The 17,174-nt window shown below is 68.1% G+C and carries 14 protein-coding genes; 9 read left to right on the top strand and 5 right to left on the bottom strand.

Translation table 11 applies throughout. The features are described 5' to 3' along the window. Window positions 1-52: 52 nt before the first annotated feature. The 5 genes from ACZ6YV_RS07900 to ACZ6YV_RS07880 all read left to right on the top strand — a co-directional run bounded on the left by ACZ6YV_RS07900 (window position 53) and on the right by ACZ6YV_RS07880 (window position 4,318). The gene (locus ACZ6YV_RS07900; RefSeq protein ID WP_378239935.1) at window positions 53-610 is read left to right on the top strand and encodes a helix-turn-helix domain-containing protein; all 558 of its coding nucleotides are present in this window, start codon (window positions 53-55) and stop codon (window positions 608-610) included. Then, on the top strand, window positions 603-1,490 hold the full coding sequence (locus ACZ6YV_RS07895; RefSeq protein ID WP_465508909.1) for an SRPBCC domain-containing protein: 888 nt from the start codon (window positions 603-605) through the stop codon (window positions 1,488-1,490). Before ACZ6YV_RS07900 ends, ACZ6YV_RS07895 begins: the two co-directional genes overlap by 8 nt. 10 nt (window positions 1,491-1,500) lie before the next feature. Further along, a complete protein-coding gene (locus ACZ6YV_RS07890) occupies window positions 1,501-2,253 on the top strand; it encodes an SDR family NAD(P)-dependent oxidoreductase (protein WP_465508908.1) in 753 nt (250 codons plus the stop codon). A 73-nt stretch (window positions 2,254-2,326) separates the two neighbouring features. Further along, complete coding sequence (locus ACZ6YV_RS07885; protein ID WP_465508907.1) at window positions 2,327-2,833, top strand: DUF3761 domain-containing protein; 507 nt, start codon at window positions 2,327-2,329, stop codon at window positions 2,831-2,833. 57 nt (window positions 2,834-2,890) lie between these two features. Next, entirely contained in the window at window positions 2,891-4,318 is a 1,428-nt protein-coding gene (locus ACZ6YV_RS07880) for an MFS transporter (protein ID WP_465508906.1), read from the top strand. A gap of 47 nt (window positions 4,319-4,365) precedes the next feature. On the opposite strand, the gene ACZ6YV_RS07875 is transcribed toward ACZ6YV_RS07880, so the two are convergent. Then, window positions 4,366-5,919: an acetolactate synthase large subunit gene (locus ACZ6YV_RS07875; protein WP_465508905.1), complete on the bottom strand. Its 1,554-nt coding sequence runs from the start codon at window positions 5,917-5,919 to the stop codon at window positions 4,366-4,368. A gap of 11 nt (window positions 5,920-5,930) precedes the next feature. Continuing rightward, window positions 5,931-7,313: an FAD-binding oxidoreductase gene (locus tag ACZ6YV_RS07870; RefSeq protein ID WP_465508904.1), complete on the bottom strand. Its 1,383-nt coding sequence runs from the start codon at window positions 7,311-7,313 to the stop codon at window positions 5,931-5,933. Window positions 7,314-7,503: 190 nt separating this feature from the next. Here ACZ6YV_RS07870 and ACZ6YV_RS07865 point away from each other — a divergent pair, with 190 nt between their 5' ends. Beyond that, complete coding sequence (locus ACZ6YV_RS07865; protein WP_465508903.1) at window positions 7,504-8,292, top strand: Calx-beta domain-containing protein; 789 nt, start codon at window positions 7,504-7,506, stop codon at window positions 8,290-8,292. Here the strand turns inward: ACZ6YV_RS07865 and ACZ6YV_RS07860 are convergent. After that, window positions 8,276-11,263, bottom strand: a complete 2,988-nt coding sequence (locus ACZ6YV_RS07860) for an AfsR/SARP family transcriptional regulator (protein ID WP_465508902.1) — start codon at window positions 11,261-11,263, stop codon at window positions 8,276-8,278. The two genes, ACZ6YV_RS07865 and ACZ6YV_RS07860, sit on opposite strands and share 17 nt — an antisense overlap. 149 nt (window positions 11,264-11,412) lie before the next feature. Here ACZ6YV_RS07860 and ACZ6YV_RS07855 point away from each other — a divergent pair, with 149 nt between their 5' ends. After that, the gene (locus ACZ6YV_RS07855) at window positions 11,413-12,399 is read left to right on the top strand and encodes a hypothetical protein (protein WP_465508901.1); all 987 of its coding nucleotides are present in this window, start codon (window positions 11,413-11,415) and stop codon (window positions 12,397-12,399) included. A 64-nt stretch (window positions 12,400-12,463) separates the two neighbouring features. Here the strand turns inward: ACZ6YV_RS07855 and ACZ6YV_RS07850 are convergent, their stop codons facing one another. Both ACZ6YV_RS07850 and ACZ6YV_RS07845 read right to left on the bottom strand, forming a co-directional pair. Continuing rightward, complete coding sequence (locus ACZ6YV_RS07850) at window positions 12,464-12,961, bottom strand: DUF3830 family protein (RefSeq protein WP_378239945.1); 498 nt, start codon at window positions 12,959-12,961, stop codon at window positions 12,464-12,466. Beyond that, window positions 12,961-14,211 carry an aspartate aminotransferase family protein gene (locus ACZ6YV_RS07845; RefSeq protein ID WP_465508900.1) on the bottom strand — a complete coding sequence of 417 codons (1,251 nt, stop codon included), beginning with the start codon at window positions 14,209-14,211 and terminating at the stop codon, window positions 12,961-12,963. Before ACZ6YV_RS07845 ends, ACZ6YV_RS07850 begins: the two co-directional genes overlap by 1 nt. Window positions 14,212-14,299: 88 nt before the next feature. Between ACZ6YV_RS07845 and ACZ6YV_RS07840 the strand changes: the two genes are divergently transcribed. Beyond that, the gene (locus ACZ6YV_RS07840) at window positions 14,300-15,763 is read left to right on the top strand and encodes an NAD-dependent succinate-semialdehyde dehydrogenase (protein ID WP_465508899.1); all 1,464 of its coding nucleotides are present in this window, start codon (window positions 14,300-14,302) and stop codon (window positions 15,761-15,763) included. Further along, window positions 15,760-16,836, top strand: a complete 1,077-nt coding sequence (locus ACZ6YV_RS07835; protein ID WP_465508898.1) for a tartrate dehydrogenase — start codon at window positions 15,760-15,762, stop codon at window positions 16,834-16,836. The genes ACZ6YV_RS07840 and ACZ6YV_RS07835 overlap by 4 nt, the downstream gene beginning before the upstream one ends. The last annotated feature ends 338 nt before the right edge of the window (window positions 16,837-17,174 follow it).

Raw genomic sequence — 17,174 nt, 5'->3', positions numbered from 1 at the left:
CAAAATGGATTTTTACGTTCAAACTCATTTTTGTGATCGAGGATGTGGCGCCGTGAAGGATGTGGAGTACCTGGAGCGGCTCGAGCAGGCAGAGGCGTTGCTGAAGCCTCAGAGGGTGGACGTTCTGCGGCAACTGGCGGAGCCGCGATCCTGCACCGAGGTGGCGGCGGTGCTGGACCAGACGCCGCAGCGGGTCTATTACCACGTGAAACGCCTGGTGGAAGCCGGGCTCGTGAAGCAGGTGTCCGAGCGGAAGGTGCGCGCCGTCAGTGAGGGCGTGTATCAGGCGAGCGCGCGTTCGTACTGGCTGTCGCCCGGGCTGGTGGGCCGGATCGGCCCGCGGGCGGCGCGGGACGAACTGAGCCTCGGCTATCTGATCGACCTCATGGAAGAGGTTCAGTCGGACGTGGCCGCGCTCGACAGGGCCGCACCGGAACTGCCGTCGATCGGCGTCTCCGGCGAGATCCGGGTGGAGCCGGAGCGCCGCCAGGAGTTCCTCGACGAACTGAAGACGACTTTGCAGGATCTGTTCACCCGCTACGGCGGAGCGGAAGGTGACGCCTTCAAGCTCGCCGTGGCCTGTTACCCGAAGGGAGAGGCACGTGACTGAACCGACGAGATTCCGAGTGAGCGTGCGCGCGCCGATCGACGAGGTCTGGCACGCGCTGCTCGATCCCGCGGCACTGCGGACGTGGCTTTCCGAGCACGCGGAAGTCGACTTGCCGTCCCGGTACGAGTTCTGGGGCCGCTACACACCGGACGGGGACGTTCCGCGTCAGCGCTTGCTGGCGGCCGAGAATCACGTCCTGCGGTTCGGTTGGACCGTCGGCGGGACGGAGACCGTCGTCGAGATCGCGCTGACGGAAGAGGGGGACGAGACCTCCTTGTCGCTCAGTCAGACCGGTCTGCCGGACTATGACGCGATGCTCGCCGACCCGGACTCGCCGCCCGGAATGCTGTACACGTTCTGGGCGCTGTCCGTCGCGAACCTCGTCGATCACGTCGAGGGACGCCCGCTCACCGCCCGCTGCGACCTCACTTCCCCGCTGATGAGCGAAGAAGTGCGGATCGACGCGCCGCGCGGCGAGGTCTACGCCTCGATCGCCGACCCCGCCGTGTTCACCCGCTGGTTCGGCGCCCGGATAGAGGCGGAGCCTCATGTCGGCGGCCGGTGGGCGATGGGCTCGCTTGAACAGGATCCGGATCCGGCGAAGATCGTCGACCTGGTGCCCGGTTCCAGGATGTCGCTCGCGTACCAAGACGGCGTCGTGGCCTCCTGGGAACTCGAGGACTCCGATGGTGGCACGAAGCTGACTTTCGTCCAAAGTGGATTCTCCGACGAGAAGCCGCCCTACGGTGCCTGGATGGGCTGGCTCAGCGGTTTGGCGGAACTGCGCCGGTTCCACGAGATCGACAGCTGGCTCCCGCTGTGGGCCGATGTCCACTTGGAAGGAATGCCCGAAGGACTCATCACGCTGGACGGGAAATAAGGAGGATCAGATGTTGCTCGAAGGCAGGAACGCGATCATCTACGGGGCGGCGGGCGGAATCGGGAGCGCGGTGGCTCGCGGATTCGCCAGGGAGGGCGCGACAGTCCACCTCGTCGGCCGCACGTTGAAGAAGCTCGACGCGCTGGCCGACGAAATCCGGTCGGCGGGCGGGAAAGTCGAAACGGCGGAGTTCGACGCGCTCGACGAAGCGGCCATCGACGAGCACGCCGCTTCGGTGGCTTCTTCGGCGGGCAGCGTCGACATCTCGATGAACGTGATCACGCACAACGACGTCCAGGGCACCCCACTGGTCGAAATGTCGTTGGCGGACTTCGAAAGCCCGGTCCGCACGGCGGTTCAGACGAACTTCCTGACCGCGCGGGCGGCCGCCCGGCACATGATCGGGCAGGGGTCCGGGGTGATCCTGATGTTCGGCGGCGACGGCGATCCGTTGCCTGGCTACCACCTCGGCGGGTTGCAAGTCGCGTTCAGCGCGATGGAAGCGTTGCGGCGAGGGTTGGCGTGCGAGCTCGGACCGCACGGCATCCGTGTCGTGACCCTGCGTACCGGCGGTATTCCGGAGACGATCCCGGCGGGCGCCGGACTCGACGAGGCGATCCGTGACATGGTCGACGCGACGATGCTCAAGCGGACGGCGTCACTGGAAGACGTCGCCCGTGTGGCCGCCTTCGCCGCGTCGGACCATGCACGCAGCATGACGGCGACAGCGCTGAATATCAGTTGCGGCACGATGGTCGACTGACCCTCCAGCCGGAAGTAACACCGGCGAACGATCTCCCGACTACGCGGCACTACCAAGTGCTGGGGAGGCCGTTATGCCGAAGAGAGCAACGAAGCTGGGCATGGCACTGGCGATCGGACTTCTGGTCGCCGGAGGCTGCGGTGTGGAGACCGTGCCCGCCGGGCGGGTCACGACGCAGAGCAGTTCGGCGTCGACAACGACGACGGCGTCAACGTCGTCAACATCACCGACGCCGACCACTAGCTGGGCAGCACCGACGACCACGGACACGCCGGCACCGCAGCAGTTCGTGCCGCCGACCACGACCACGACCACGACCGCGGTCGCGGTGCCGAAGCAGGCCGATCCGACACCGTCGCAAGCACGGCCGAAGACGACACCCACGGCGAAGGCGCCGAATCCGGCGGCGTGCGGAAGCGACTACTACCGCAACACCGATGGTGTCTGTGTCCATCGGCCGGCGACAGGGCCCGGAGCCGCCGACGGCGCGACAGCCCTCTGCAAAGACGGTTCCTATAGCTACAGCCAGAATCGCCGCGGTACTTGTTCCGGACATGGTGGGGTTCGCACCTGGTTGTGATCCCGTCGGTGAAGCGTTCACTCAGGAGGGTGGTGCTGTGTAAGGTCGGATCATGGGATGCGCACGGTGAAACCGGTCGGACGGGCACCTTCGCCCCGGGTCTTCGTCGTCGTGCTCGCCACCTGCGGTTTGGTGGCCTCGTTCATGCAGACGCTCGTCGTCCCGCTCATTCCAGCGTTTCCCCGGCTGCTCAACGCGACCCCGTCTGACGCGTCGTGGGTGGTGACGGTGACCCTGGTCGCCGGAGCCGTGGTGATGCCGGTGAGCGGCAGGCTCGGCGATCTCTACGGTAAACGCCGGTTGCTGCTGATCAGCCTGGGTTTCCTGGTCGCCGGTTCGGTGGTGTCCGCGCTGACCAGCTCGCTCGCGCTGATGGTCGTCGGCCGGGGGCTGCAGGGCTGCGCGATGGGCGCGATCCCGCTGGGGATCAGCATCATGCGCGACGAACTCGCGCCGGAACGGGTCGGTGCCGCGATCTCGGTGATGAGTTCGACGCTCGGCGTCGGCGGCGCCATCGGACTTCCGGTGTCGGCGCTGGTCGCGCAGAACGCCGACTGGCACGTCCTCTTCTGGGCGTCGGCGGGGCTCGGGCTCGTCTGTGGCCTGCTGATCCTGTTCGTGGTGCCGGAGTCGCCGGTGAAGACACCGGCGCCGTTCGACTACCTCGGAGCCGTGGGGCTGACAGCCGGGCTCGTCTGCCTGCTGCTGCCGATCGTCAAGGGCGGCGAATGGGGCTGGGGCAGCGGCCGCACCCTCGGCTTCGCCGGGATCGCGGTGCTGATCCTGCTGGTCTGGGGTGTCTACCAGCTGCGGCGCCGCGATCCGCTCGTGGACCTGCGGGTCTCCGCGCGGCGCCCGGTGCTGTTCACCAACCTCGCGTCGATCATGATCGGGTTCGCGCTGTACTCGATGGCGTTGTCGTTCCCGCAGTTGCTGCAGGCGCCCGGGTCGACCGGTTACGGCCTCGGCTTGACGATGGTGCAGGCCGGGCTCTGCCTGGCGCCGAACGGTGTCGTCATGTTCCTGCTGTCGCCGGTTTCGGCCCGGCTCATCGAGCGCTACGGCCCGCGTACGACGCTGATGGTCGGTGCCACCACCATCGCGACCGGGTACGTCTTCGCGACCGTTTTGATGGACAACGCCTTCGAGCTGATCACGGCGTCGATCATCATCGGTGGCGGTGTCGGCATCGCCTACGCGGCCATGCCCGCGCTGATCATGGGCTCGGTCCCGGTCACCGAGACCGCGTCCGCGAACGGGTTGAACTCGCTGATGCGTTCCGTCGGCACGTCGACGTCCAGCGCGGTGATGGCGACCATGCTCGCGTCGCTGGCGATCACCGTCGGCGGGGTTTCCGTCCCGTCCGCGGACGGGTTCCGGCTGAGTTTCGTGGTCGCCGCCGGTGCGGCACTCCTGGGGCTCGTCCTGACCGCTTTCGTGCCGAAGCAGCGCCAGCCCGAACCGCTGGTCGCGGCGGTCCGGTAGCTCCCTATGTGCGATGAAGAGACTTCATCGCACATAGGGCGCTCCGCTCAGAACAGCGTCGGAACGATCGCGTCGATCAGGTGCGGTCCCGGCTCGGCGAGCGCGCGCTGGAACTGCTCGGCCAGCTCCTCCGCGGTCGTCGCCCGGGTCGCCGGCACGCCCATCCCCTCGGCGATCTTGGCGAAGTCCATGTCGGGCCGGGAGAGGTCGAGCAGCTCGTTCGCCTTCGGGCCGCTGGCGTCCGCGCCGACGCGCTGCAACTCCAGCCGCAGGATCGCGTACGCGCGGTTGTTCAGCAGGACCGTGGTGACGTTGAGGTTTTCCCGTGCCTGCGTCCACAACGCCGAAATCGTGTACAGGGCGCTGCCGTCGGACTGCAGGTTGATCACCGGCCGGTCCGGCGCGGCGACGGCCGCCCCGGTCGCGACGGGCATGCCGTAACCGATCGCGCCACCGGTCAGCGTCAGCACGTCGTGCCGCGGCGCACCCGCGGTCGCGGCGGGCAGCAGCAGACCGGACGTGTTCGCCTCGTCGGCGATGATCGCGCGTTCCGGAAGCAGCGCGCCGATCACCTCGACCCAGTTCTGCGGCGTCAGCGGGCCGGACGGCAGCGCGGGCCGCGAGGCCTCTTGCAGCACCGGCTGCGTCTCGGCGGCGACCAGGTCCGCGACGTCGTTCAGGGCCCGCGGGACGTCTTGCCCGACTTCGGCCAGCACATGGACCTGCGCGCCTTCGGGCACCAGGTTGCTCGCCTTGCCGGGGTAGGCGAAGAACGACACAGGCGCCTTCGTCCCGGCGACGATCACGTGCTTGACCCCGTCGAGCTGGTACGCGACCTGCTCGGCGAGGTAGCCCAGCCGCTCGATCGTCGGCAGGCCCTCGCCGCGTTCGAGCCGGGCGGGGAAGGTCTCGACGAACGCCTTCACTCCCGTCGCGGCGGCGATTCGGCTGGTCGCGAGCAGTCCGGCTTCGCGGCAGCCGTTGCCGCCGACGAGCAGCGCGACCGATTCACCACTGGCCAGTACCTCGGCGATCTTCTTCACCGTCGTCGCGTCGACGGCCTGCGGGATCCGCGGCGGGATGGGCGCGCAGGTCTCGCCGCCTTCGCCCCAGGACGCGTCGGCGGGGAGGATCAGCGTCGCCACCTGCCCGGGGGAGTCCTGGGAGGCCGCGACCGCCGCGGCGGCGTCGGCACCGACGTCCTTCGTGTGCTCCGAGCGGCGGACCCAGCCCTCGAGCGACCCGGCGACGGCTTCGATGTCCGATTCGAGCGGGGCGTCGTACTGCTTGTGGTAGGTCGCGTGATCGCCGATCACGTTGACGATCGGGGTGTGCGCCCGGCGTGCGTTGTGCAGGTTCGCCAGCCCGTTCCCGAGGCCGGGGCCCAGGTGCAGCAGCGTGGCGGCCGGCTTGTCGGCGATACGCGCGTACCCGTCCGCGGCGCCGGTGACGACGCCTTCGAACAGGCCGAGCACGCCGCGCATCTCGGGCACGGCGTCGAGCGCGGCCACGAAGTGCATCTCCGAGGTGCCCGGATTCGAAAAGCACACGTCGACACCACTGTCGACGAGCGTGCGGATCAGGGACTGGGCGCCGTTCATGTCACTCACTTTCAAGCCCTCTCAGCGAAAAGAACGCCGGGGTTGAGGATCCCGGCCGGGTCGAAGCTCTCCTTGATCCGGCGCATCAGCGCGATCTTCGCCGGGTCCTCCAGATCGAGGAAGTAGCCGGCCTTGGCCTTCCCGAGGCCGTGCTCGCCGGAGATCGCGCCGCCGAGTTCCATACCGAGCGCGAAGATGTCGGTCAGCAGCTTCTTCCGCTTTTCCGGGTCCTTGCAGAAGATGGCGAGGTGGACGTTGCCGTCGCCGGCGTGCCCGCAGCCGAGTGCGCCCGCCTCGCGCGAGAGCGCCATTTCCCTGCTCCGGCGCATGAACTCCGGCATCGCGGACCTCGGCACCACCACGTCGATGACGTCGTCGGCACCGGCGGCCTTCGCCGTCCAGAACGCCTTCTCGCGGGCCTCGATGAGCTTGCGTGCCGAACTGCCTTCGAGCACGTACACGTCCATCGCGCCGACATCGCCCAGCATGCCGCCGAGTTCCTCGATATCGGCGTGCAACCGGTCGTTGTCCCGGTTTTCCAGCGCCACCACCAGATAAGCCTGCGCGGTGTCGCGGATGGCGTCCGGGACACCGAGGCTGAGCTTCTCGTTGTAGCTGATCGCGGCGAGCGTCAGGTTGTCGATGTACTCGAGGATGTGCGGCGAGAGCCCGCTGGAGACGATCTTCGGGACGACGGTCATCACCTCGTCGAACGTCTCGAACGGGGCGAACACCGTGGCGCCGTGCGGCAGGCGCGGGTGCAGCTTCACGATGACCTCGGTCGCGATCGCGAGGGTGCCCTCGGAGCCGATGATCAGCTGCGTCAGGTCATACCCTGTCGACACCTTCGAGGTCTTGCCGCCGGTCCGGATGATCTCGCCGGTCGGCAGTACCGCCTGCAGGCCCACGACGTTGTGCCGCGTGACGCCGTACTTGACCGCGCGCATGCCGCCCGCGTTCGTTCCGACGTTGCCGCCGACGCTCGCGCTCAGTTCCCCGGGATGGACGGTGTAGCCGAGTCCGGCAGCCGTGGTCTTTTCGTCCAATTCGGACAGTGTGACGCCCGGCTGGACGACGGCGACGTGGTTTTCGGTGTCGATCTCCAGCACCGCGTTCATGCGTTCGAAAGAGATCACCAGGCCGTCTTCGCGGGGCTGCGCACCACCCGAAAGCCCGGTTCCCGACCCTCTGGCGGTCACCGGCACACCGTGTTCACTCGCGGTCTTGAGCAGCTCCGCGATCTCTTCCGCGCTCCCAGGTTTCGCCAGGTAGGCGGGCTGTTGTGGGCTGATGGTCAAAGCCTCGTCGTGTGCGTAGTCCTCGGGGATCGCTTCGCCTGTCAGCAAATTCGTGTCCCCGACGATCTCGGCGAACCGTGCCGCAACATCGCCCATCGACTGCCCTTCCTCACGCGTCTTTGCCTGGTTACCGAAGCGTAGTACGTCCTGGGCGGGGATGGCCATGAATCATTTTCATGTTTACTTCCCGGTGGTCACAACCTCGCGACAACCGCACTCGGTTACCCATGTCGCAGCGGGCCGCGGCGGCCCGCCGGAAGGGGTGGGACGCTCGATGGGACCAAGGATGAGACGGATCGCGACGCTGGGGGCGGCGCTCGCGATCACGTGCGGGCTCACGGTACCGGTGGCCGAAGGCGGGGAAGCGGGCTGCACGGCGCCCGTGGCGAACGTCAGCGGCGTCAGCCGGGCCGAGGGGACAAGCGCCGGGTACACCACCTTTCTCTTCACCGTTTCCCTCGACGACGGCGGTTGCGCGCCGCAGGGCTCGGTCGAGTACCGGACGATCGAGGGCAACGGCTCGCCGGTCGATCCGGCGTTCACCGCCAAGGAAGGGGTCGACTACCTGCCCGCCGCGGGCACGCTGACCTGGTCCGGGGGATCGGGAACGCAGACCGTCGCGGTCAAGGTCCGCGCCGATTCCCTCGTGGAGAACGACGAGATGTTCTCCCTGCTTCTCTACGGCGAGAAGGGGGTGCGGATCGGCCACAGTGTCGGCGTGGCGTGGGTGGCCGACGACGACGCGACGAAGACCTCCCCGCTCGCCACCACACAGGACGGAGAGATCTGCTGGCTCGTTCCGCCCAACTTCGCGCAGGGCACGAGCTGCAAGGTGCCCGTCGTGCTCTCCCGGCCGTGGCCGGGACCGCTCACGATCCGCTATCGCACCGAAGGCTCCGGCCATGTGCCGGTGAAGGACGGTGTCGTCACCTTCCAGCGCGGTGAGACCAGGGGATACGCCGAAATCACCCCCTTGCCAGGGCAAGCGGGGAAGGCGCGGGTCGAGTTCTTCGAGCCGTCGCAGGGCAAGCTCGTGTACGCGACCTCGACCGTGGTGATCAACCCCGCCCGGTGACGAGGTCGGCGTCGGCCGTCGCGTTCGCCCGCCGGTACAGCTCGATCGCTCGAGCCCAGTGGGCGGCCGCGGCGGCCGTGTCGCCGCATCGTGCCTCGAGATCACCGAGGTCGCGGTGCAGATGAGCCTCCTCGTACGGATCCGGGACGCCTTCCCGGACCGCGAGGCCGCGTTCGAGGTTTTCGCGCGCCGCGGCCAGGTCGCCGAGGCCGAGGTGGGCACGGCCGAGCCTGTCGAGCGCGGCCGCCTCGCTGTGCCGGTTCCCGACGTCCCGGCTGATCAGCAGCGCCTGGTCGAAATCGTCCCGCGCGGCCCGGAAGTCGCGGCGGGCGAGGTGGACCTGGCCGGCGTGCAGCAGCGACTCCCACTCCTGCCACCGGTCGCCGATCGCCCGGGACGCGGCCAGCGCCTTGCCGAGATGCTCCAGCGCGACGTCGTGATCGCCGAGTTCCTCGTAGGCCTCGCCGAGCGTGTCCAGCGTGGCGGCTTCCAGCCGGGCGTTGCCGAGTTCCCGGAACGTCTCCAGCGCGGCCGTCAGCGGGCTGAGGCCGTCCATCGGCTGGCCGCGGCGGATGTAGGCGTGACCGAGGTTGCGCTGGGACAGCGCGCGCCCGAGCCGGTTGCCCGCCGAGGTGCAGCGCTCCACCGCGAGCCGGTACGCGGTGATCGCCTCGTCGAAGCGGCGCAGCGCGGCGTAGGCGTTCGCGGTGTTGTTGTAGATGTGCCCTTCGCCTTCGAGATCGCCCGCCGCGCGGGCGGCCTTCAACGCGCGGGCGTTGGTTTCGAGCGCGTCCGTCAGCCGGCGGGTCATGAAGTAGGCCGCGCCCAGCGCGCGCAGCATTTCCGCCTCCGCCAAGGGATCGTCGAGGTCAGCGGCCGCCGCGGCCCCCTCGCGGCACAGTCCGATCCGCTCGTTCCAGCCACCTGTGGTGTCGTAGAAACTGGTGAGCAGGTAGGTGAGCTGCCAGGCGGCGGTGTTGCGGCCGTGTTCGCGCGCGAACCGCACCACGGGCAGCAGGTTCGCGCGCTCGGCGCTCAGGAACGCCAGCGCCGCACGCCTTTCCGCCGGGAACGGCCGCTCCGGCGGAGGGTGGCGCAGCGCCGGGGTGACCAGATCACGGTTCGGGTCGATGATCCGGTTCGCCTCGGCGGCGACATGCAGGTACCAGTCGATCAGCCGGTCCGCGGCCTCGGCGCGGCTCGACGTCGTTTCGTCGGCGCGGGCGCACGCGACGGCGAACTCGCGGATCAGATCGTGGAGGCGATGGCGATCCTGGCCCGCCGGGGTGATCAGGTGCGCGGCGGACAGCGCGGCGATCGCCGTCCGGCCCGCTTCGGCGGGCACCCCGCACAGCGCGCTGCCGAGGGCCGAGCTGAACGAGGTCCCCGGGATCAACCCGGACAGCCGGAACAGTTGCGCCGGAGCGTGCTCCAACGGCAGGTAGGCGCTCGCGAGGACGGTTTTGACCGTCCGGGAATCTCCTTGTACCGCAAGGGTTTCCAGTCGGCCGACGCCGGTCAGCTCACGGGTGAGTTCCGCGATCGGACGCCCAGGTTCGCCGCTCAGGCGCGCGGCGGCGATCCGCAGCGCCAGCGGCATCCCGTCGCACAGCCTGGCCAGCCGCGCGGCCTGCGCGGGTTCGCGGGCGACCCGGTCGGCGCCCAGCACCCGGGTGAGCAGGGTCATCGATTCCGGATCGGCCAGCGCGTCGAGGGCGAACACCCGGACCGCGTGCCTGCTGCCGAGCGCGGCCAAGGTCTGCCTGCTGGTCACGATCAGCAGTGCTTTCGCCGTCCCGGGGACCAGCGGAAGGATCTGGTCGACGCCGCCCGCGTTGTCGGCGACGATCACGCACCGCCTCCCGTGCAGCAGCGAGCGGTAGAGGGCCGCGCGTTCGGCCGTCGCGTCGGGCAGCCGATCGTCGGGGAGACCGAGCCCGCGCGACAGATGCGCGAGCGCGTCGCCCGGCGAGACCGCTTCGTGCGGATCGTGCCCGGCGAGGTCGAGGAAGAGCTGGCCGTCGGGAAAGCGGTCCGCGATGCGGTGCGCCCACTGCACGGCGAGCGCGGATTTGCCCATCCCAGCCGCGCCGGAGATGACCACGACCGGCGGCTCCGGTTCGTCGAGGAGCCTGTCGAGCGAAGCGAGCTCCTGCAGTCGCCCGGTGAAATGCCCGACACGGGCGGGGAGCTGCGCGGGAGCGGTTCCCCGCACGGGGGCGTCGAGTTCGGGCGCACGGCGCAGGATCGCCGTATGCAGCTCGATCAGGTCCGGGCCGGGATCGACACCGAACTCGTCGGCCAGCCCCCGGCGCACGGCCTGGAACGTCTCCAGCGCCTCGGGGTGCCTTCCGCAGCGATGCAGGGCGAGCATGTGGAGCGCGGCGAGCCGTTCGCGATACGGCTGCTCGGCCCGAAGCCGCGGAAGTTCCCTGAGGACCTCCTCGTGTTCGCCGAGCCTGAGTTCGGCGTCCCAGAGTTCTTCCCAGGCGGACAGCCGCAGTTCCTGGAGCCGTTCGACCTCGTGTAGCCCCCAACCGTCCAGTTCGGCGTCCGCGAACGCTTCGCCGTGCCAGAGCCGCAAAGCCTCACGCAACACCGTCACCGCTTGGCCGGGATTGCTCCGCTTGGCGGCACGGAGTTCTTCTTCGAAGCGGAGAGCGTCGACTGAGGACGATGCGACCGTCAGGACGTAGCCGGGTTTGCGCGTGAGCAGGACCGGCGGGAACCCGCAGTCCTCCAGCGCCTGCCGGATCCTGGCGACGTGGCTGTGCAGGGTCTTCACCGCGGTGCGGGGCGGATCCTCGCCCCAGAGGACGTCGACCAGCCGGGGGATCGGGACGACCGAACCCGCGTGCAGGGCGAGAACGCCGAGCACGGCTCGCTGGCGGGCGCCATGCAACTCCGCCCGCCCGGTGGGGCCGATCGCTTCGACCGGGCCCAGCACCCGTAATTCCCCTGGCCCGGGCACCCTGCTCCCTCCGGCATGTGACCTCGGTGAGCGTATCCGGGCGAAGACTCACCGAAATCGGCCAATTAGGGCACACGATCTCTACAACCCCGCCACAACCGGCTTGATCGACGGTCAGAAGGTCGAATGTTTCGCCCAAGGAGGGAAACATGATCAGCACGAACCCGCGGCGCCGTCGAACGCTGCTCGCCTCGGCCGTCTTGGCCGTCGCGACGCTGTTCGCCGGTGTCGCACCGGCGGCGCAGGCCGCACCGGGAACCCGCAGCGACGTCTTCATCCGGGACAACGGATCCGACTACGGGTACGAGGACTCGTCCGGCTCGCTCTACTCCAGCCCCGACATCCGGGTGTGTTTCTCGGCGACGGTCCTGTGCGCCGCCGACGACCCGATCGTCCAGGGCGGTAACGCCTTCATCCACGTCACACTCAACCGTCCCGGCCCCTACGGTGACGCGTACGAGAAGGGGAACCTGCAGGTCTGGTACACCAAGCAGGGCACCGTGGCCCAGTGGCCGAACCAGTGGAACTACATCGGTTCGAAGCTCGACGTGGACGTGCCCTACGGCACCAAGACGGTCGTCATCCCGTGGAAGGTCCCGATCGGCTCGCACTTCTGCCTGCTGGCCAGGTGGCTCTCTCCGACCGACCTGCCGACGGAAGGCATCAGTACCTCCGTCAACACGCGGAAGAACAACAACATCGCGTGGCACAACGTGAACGCGGTCCCGTTCAAGATCAAGGTCCCGGTGATCCGGCCGATCGTGTTCGGCTGGCACGGTCCTGACCCCACGGCGGTCGGCGACATCGTCTTCACCCAGCCGGGCAAGCCGTTCACCGGTCCGGGACGGATCACCATCGACCTCGGTCCCGACCTCGCCGCACGCTGGCGGGCAGGCGGCGCGAAGGGTGAGGGCATCGAACGGGTCGGCGAGACCGAGCTGGCCATCGTGAACCCGCAGCGGGCCAGGATCAGCGGTCTGGCGTTCAAGGCGGGCGAACAGATCGACGCCAAGCTGAGCTTCACCGCCGGAGCCGAGGCAGCCGGTGGGCAGTACACCGTCCACGTGACCCAGGTCGACCAGCGCGGCGAAGAGGTCGGTGGCGTCGAGTACCGGCTCGCGGGCGAACGACAGTAAGCCAGGGAGGGGTGCCGGCCCGTGGGCGGCGAGGGAAGGGGAACCTTCGCCGCCCACGGGCTTTTCACGCGCGTGCGAACGAAAGCGTTTCGCCCTCGACACCTCGCAGCCAGAGGTCCTGCGCGGCTTCCGCCATTTCGGCCAGTCCCTCCTCGATCGTCGCGAACACGTTGCCGGGCACCCAGCCCGCGTCGCCGTTGATCAGCAGGTTGTTGCGGCCGTAGAAGATCGCGAGGTCGGTCGCGCCCTGGTCGCTGTGCGCCTCACTGTCCTGGTCGTAGCCGTACGCCGGATTGCCGATCTCCCAGGCTTCGAACCCGAAGTACACGACATCACCCGGAATCGGGGTGATCGTGGGGTTTTCCCGGCCCGGTTTCGGTTCGGCGAAGGGCGGCACGAGGGCGTAGACCTCGTTGCGCGCGTACTTCGCGTGGTAGGCCGAGCCGCTTTGCGGCAACGCGTCCCAAACGGCGCGGCAGGTTCGCGGGGCTTCGGCGTCGAGCAGCCGGGCCCGGCAGGACACCCCGCGCTTGTCGAGGGTGATCGTGATGTAGCGGGCCATCACTCGACCCCCGCCACGACGTCGCCCCAGATCCGCAGCGCCTCGTCGACCTGCTCGGTGTCGACGATCAGCGGCGGCACCATCCGGACGACGTTCATGTACGCCCCGCACGTCAGCAGCAGCAACCCGTTGGCGGACGCGGCTTTCTGGGCGGCCTGGGCCTTCGCGGTGTCCGGCTCGCCGTCCGGTGTGGTGAACTCGGAACCGACGAGCAGCCCCAGCCCCCGGACGTCGCCGATCGACGGCGACTTGTCCGCGATCACCCGGACCCCTTCGAGCAGCTGGCGTCCGCGTTCGGCGGCGTTCTCGACCAGCCCTTCCCGCTGGATCACCTCGAGCGTGGCGATCGCCGCCGCGCAGGCCACCGCGTTGCCGCCGTAGGTCCCGCCCTGGGAACCGGGGAGCGCCTTCGTCATCAGCTCCTCCGAAGCGGCGATACCCGAGATCGGGAATCCGCTCGCCAGTCCTTTCGCGATGAGCACGACGTCCGGGCGCACCCCGAAGTGCTCGTGCCCCCAGAACCGGCCCGTCCGGCCGAAGCCGGTCTGGATCTCGTCCATCACCAGCAGGATCCCGTGCTTGTCGGCACGCTCCCGGAGCCCGGCAAGGAACTCGGGGTTCGCCGGGACGTACCCGCCCTCGCCGAGCACCGGCTCGATGAAGAACGCGGCCGTCTCGTTCGGCGCGCAGACCGTCGCGAACAGGTAGTCGAGCTCGCGCAGGGCGAACTTCGTCGCGGTCTCTTCGTCCCAGCCGTAGTGGAAGGCGTACGGGAAGGGCGCGACGTGCACACCGGACATGAGCGGCGAGATCCCTGCGCTGAACCGGGTGCCCGACGTCGTCATCGTCGCCGCCGCGACCGTCCGGCCGTGGAACCCGCCCTGGAAGACGATGACGTTGGGCCGCTTGGTCGCCTGCCGCGACAGCCGGAGCGCCGCCTCGACAGCCTCGCTGCCCGAGTTCGCGTAGAAGAGTGAATTCAGGCCTTCGGGCAGGACTCCGCCCAGCTTCTCGGTCAGCTCCAGCATCGGCTTGTGCATGACCGTCGTGTACTGCCCGTGGATGAGCTTGCCGACCTGTTCCTGAGCGGCGCTCACCACGTGCGGGTGGCAGTGGCCGGTGCTGGTCACGCCGATCCCGGCGGTGAAATCCAGGTGACGTTTGCCGTCGGTGTCGTAGAGGTACACCCCTGCACCGTGGTCGACCACGACCGGCGTTGCCTGCTTGAGCAGCGGTGATAGCTGGGCCATGGGCTGCGCTCCTAGGTCGGCTGAGCTGTTGTCGATTGTTGACAATATCCATAGCATGGCGTTCGGGACAACATGGAGGAGCGTTGGGATGAGCTCGATCAGTGAGGCCGGAGTAGTCGCGGCGGTCGACAAGGAACTGTTCATCGGCGGCAAGTGGGTGCCCGCCACGGGTGGGAAGACCTTCCCCGTTCTCGACCCCTCGACAGGTGAAGCCCTGTGCGAGGTGGCCGACGCGTCACCGGCGGACGGTGTCGGCGCACTCGACGCCGCCGTCGCCGCGCAGGCCGACTGGGCGAACGTCGCCCCGCGCGAACGCGGCGAGATCCTGCGCCGCGCCTACGAACTGCTCGTCAAGCGCGCCGACGAGCTCGCGCTGCTGATGACCCTCGAGATGGGCAAGCCGCTCGCGGAGTCGAAGGGCGAGATCACCTACGCGGCCGAGTTCTTCCGCTGGTTCGCGGAGGAGGCCGTGCGGATCGACGGTGGCTACGCCGTCGCGCCCAACGGGACCGGCCGGTTCCTGGTGACGAAGCAGCCCGTCGGGCCGTGCCTGCTGATCACGCCGTGGAACTTCCCCATGGCGATGGGCACCCGCAAGATCGGGCCCGCGGTCGCGGCCGGCTGCACGATGATCATCAAGCCTGCTGCTCAGACCCCCCTTTCGATGTTGGCCCTCGCGGCGATCCTCGCCGAAGCGGGATTGCCGGAAGGTGTGCTGAACGTGCTCACGACGTCGGACTCCGGCGGCGTGATGGAGCCACTGATCCGAGACGGCCGTGCCCGGAAGCTGTCCTTCACCGGTTCGACCGGCGTCGGGCGGAAGCTGCTGGAACAGTGCGCGGACAAGGTGCTCCGCACGTCGATGGAACTCGGCGGCAACGCTCCCTTCCTCGTCTTCGAAGACGCGGACCTCGACGCGGCGATCGATGGCGCGATGACCGCGAAGATGCGCAACATCGGCGAGGCCTGCACGGCCGCGAACCGCTTCTACGTCCAGCGAGGCATCGTCGACGAGTTCTCCCGGCGCCTCACCGAGCGCATGGAGGCCCTGCCGATGGGGCGCGGCACCGAGGAAGGCGTCGTCGTCGGCCCCCTCATCGACAAAGCCGCGGTCGAGAAGGTCGGTGGCCTGGTCTCCGACGCCACCGAGCGAGGAGCGCGCGTCCTCACCGGCGGGTCTGCTGTGGACGGTCCGGGCAACTTCTATCAGGCCACTGTGCTCACCGACGTACCCAAGGACGCCAAGCTCGCTTCGGAAGAGATCTTCGGCCCTGTCGCTCCGATCACTGCGTTCGACAGCGAGGACGAGGCCATCGCGGCGGCGAACGATACCGAATTCGGTCTCGTGTCCTATGTGTACACCTCCGATCTCAAACGGGCACTGCGGGTTTCGGAACGGCTGGAAGCCGGCATGATCGGCCTCAACCAAGGACTGGTCTCGAACCCGGCGGCACCGTTCGGCGGGATCAAGCAGTCGGGGCTCGGCCGTGAAGGCGGCACCGTCGGCATCGACGAGTTCCTCGAGACCAAGTACATCGCGGTGGCTTTGTGACTTCTCAAGCAGGGACTTCCTCTTATCGGATCGCCAGCATTCCCGGTGACGGGATCGGTGTCGACGTGACGGTCGAGGCCCGCAAGGTCCTCGACCGCGCGGCGGCATCGCATGGTTTCTCCTTGTCGTGGCAGGAGTTCGACTGGAGTTGTGAGCGGTACACCAAGACCGGTGCGATGATGCCGGACGACGGTATCGAGCAGCTTTCCCGGTTCGACGGGATCTTTCTCGGCGCCGTCGGCTTTCCCGGCGTGCCGGACCATGTGTCGCTGTGGGGCCTTCTCATTCCGGTGCGGCGCGCGTTCACCCAGTACGTCAATCTCCGGCCGGTCCGCCTGCTGCCGGGGACGACTTCGGCGTTGGCGGGTCGCACCGCCGAAGAGCTGGAGATGGTGATCGTCCGGGAGAACTCCGAGGGCGAGTACTCGGAGATCGGCGGCAGGCACAATCGCGGCCAGGGAAACGAGTTCGTCTTACAGGAATCCGTGTTCACGCGGGTCGGGGTGGAGCGGATCATCCGCTATGCCTTCGAACTGGCGAAGACGCGGACGGGACGGGTCTGCTCGGCGACCAAGTCCAACGGGCTCATTCACTCGATGCCGTTCTGGGACGAGATCTTCGCTGAAGTTTCTTCGGAATATCCGGACGTGCAAGCCGAACAGTGCCATGTCGACGCGCTCGCCGCCCGGATGGTACAGGCGCCGGACCGGCTCGACGTCGTGGTCGGTTCCAATCTCTTCGGCGACATCCTGAGCGACCTGGCGGCGGCCGTGACGGGCGGGCTCGGAATGGCGCCTTCGGGCAATATCAATCCGACAGGTGAGTTCCCTTCCATGTTCGAAGCCGTGCACGGCAGCGCTCCCGATATCGCCGGGCAGGGCATCGCGAATCCGGTGGCGCAGATCCTGGCGGGTGCGATGATGCTCGACCATCTCGGAGAAACCGTTGCGGCACAAAATATTCACGCGGCGGTGGAGAAGGTTCTCGAGGAGGGGACCGTGCAGACCCCTGACCTCGGCGGGAAGTCCACCACCGCCGAACTCGGGTCCGCGGTGGTCGCCGCTCTATCTTGAACCATCCGCATAGTGGCTTGTCAAGTCCCTGGTGTCGTGAGTGTTTGGGGTAAGGTAAATGTGTCGGGTTTGGTGAAGGGGACTTTCGTTGCATTGCGTGCGGCGAAAGTCCCCTTCGCGTCACTCTGCTGGGTTCCGGTGCCCCAGCCCGCGCTACGTCACTGTCCTCAAGGAGTCCTTCAGGGAAACTTCGGAGCCTTAAGCGCAAAGGGGTGAGTAGCGAGTGGGTCGGGGTGGGGGGGGGGGGGGGGGTTTTTTTTTTTTTTTAAAAAAAAAAAAAAAAAAAAACACACCCACAACCGACCACCCCCCCCCCCCCCCACCACAAAAACTGTAAA

The organism is Amycolatopsis sp. NPDC102522 (assembly GCF_055584485.1).
This window is presented reverse-complemented; position numbering and strand designations above follow the sequence as displayed.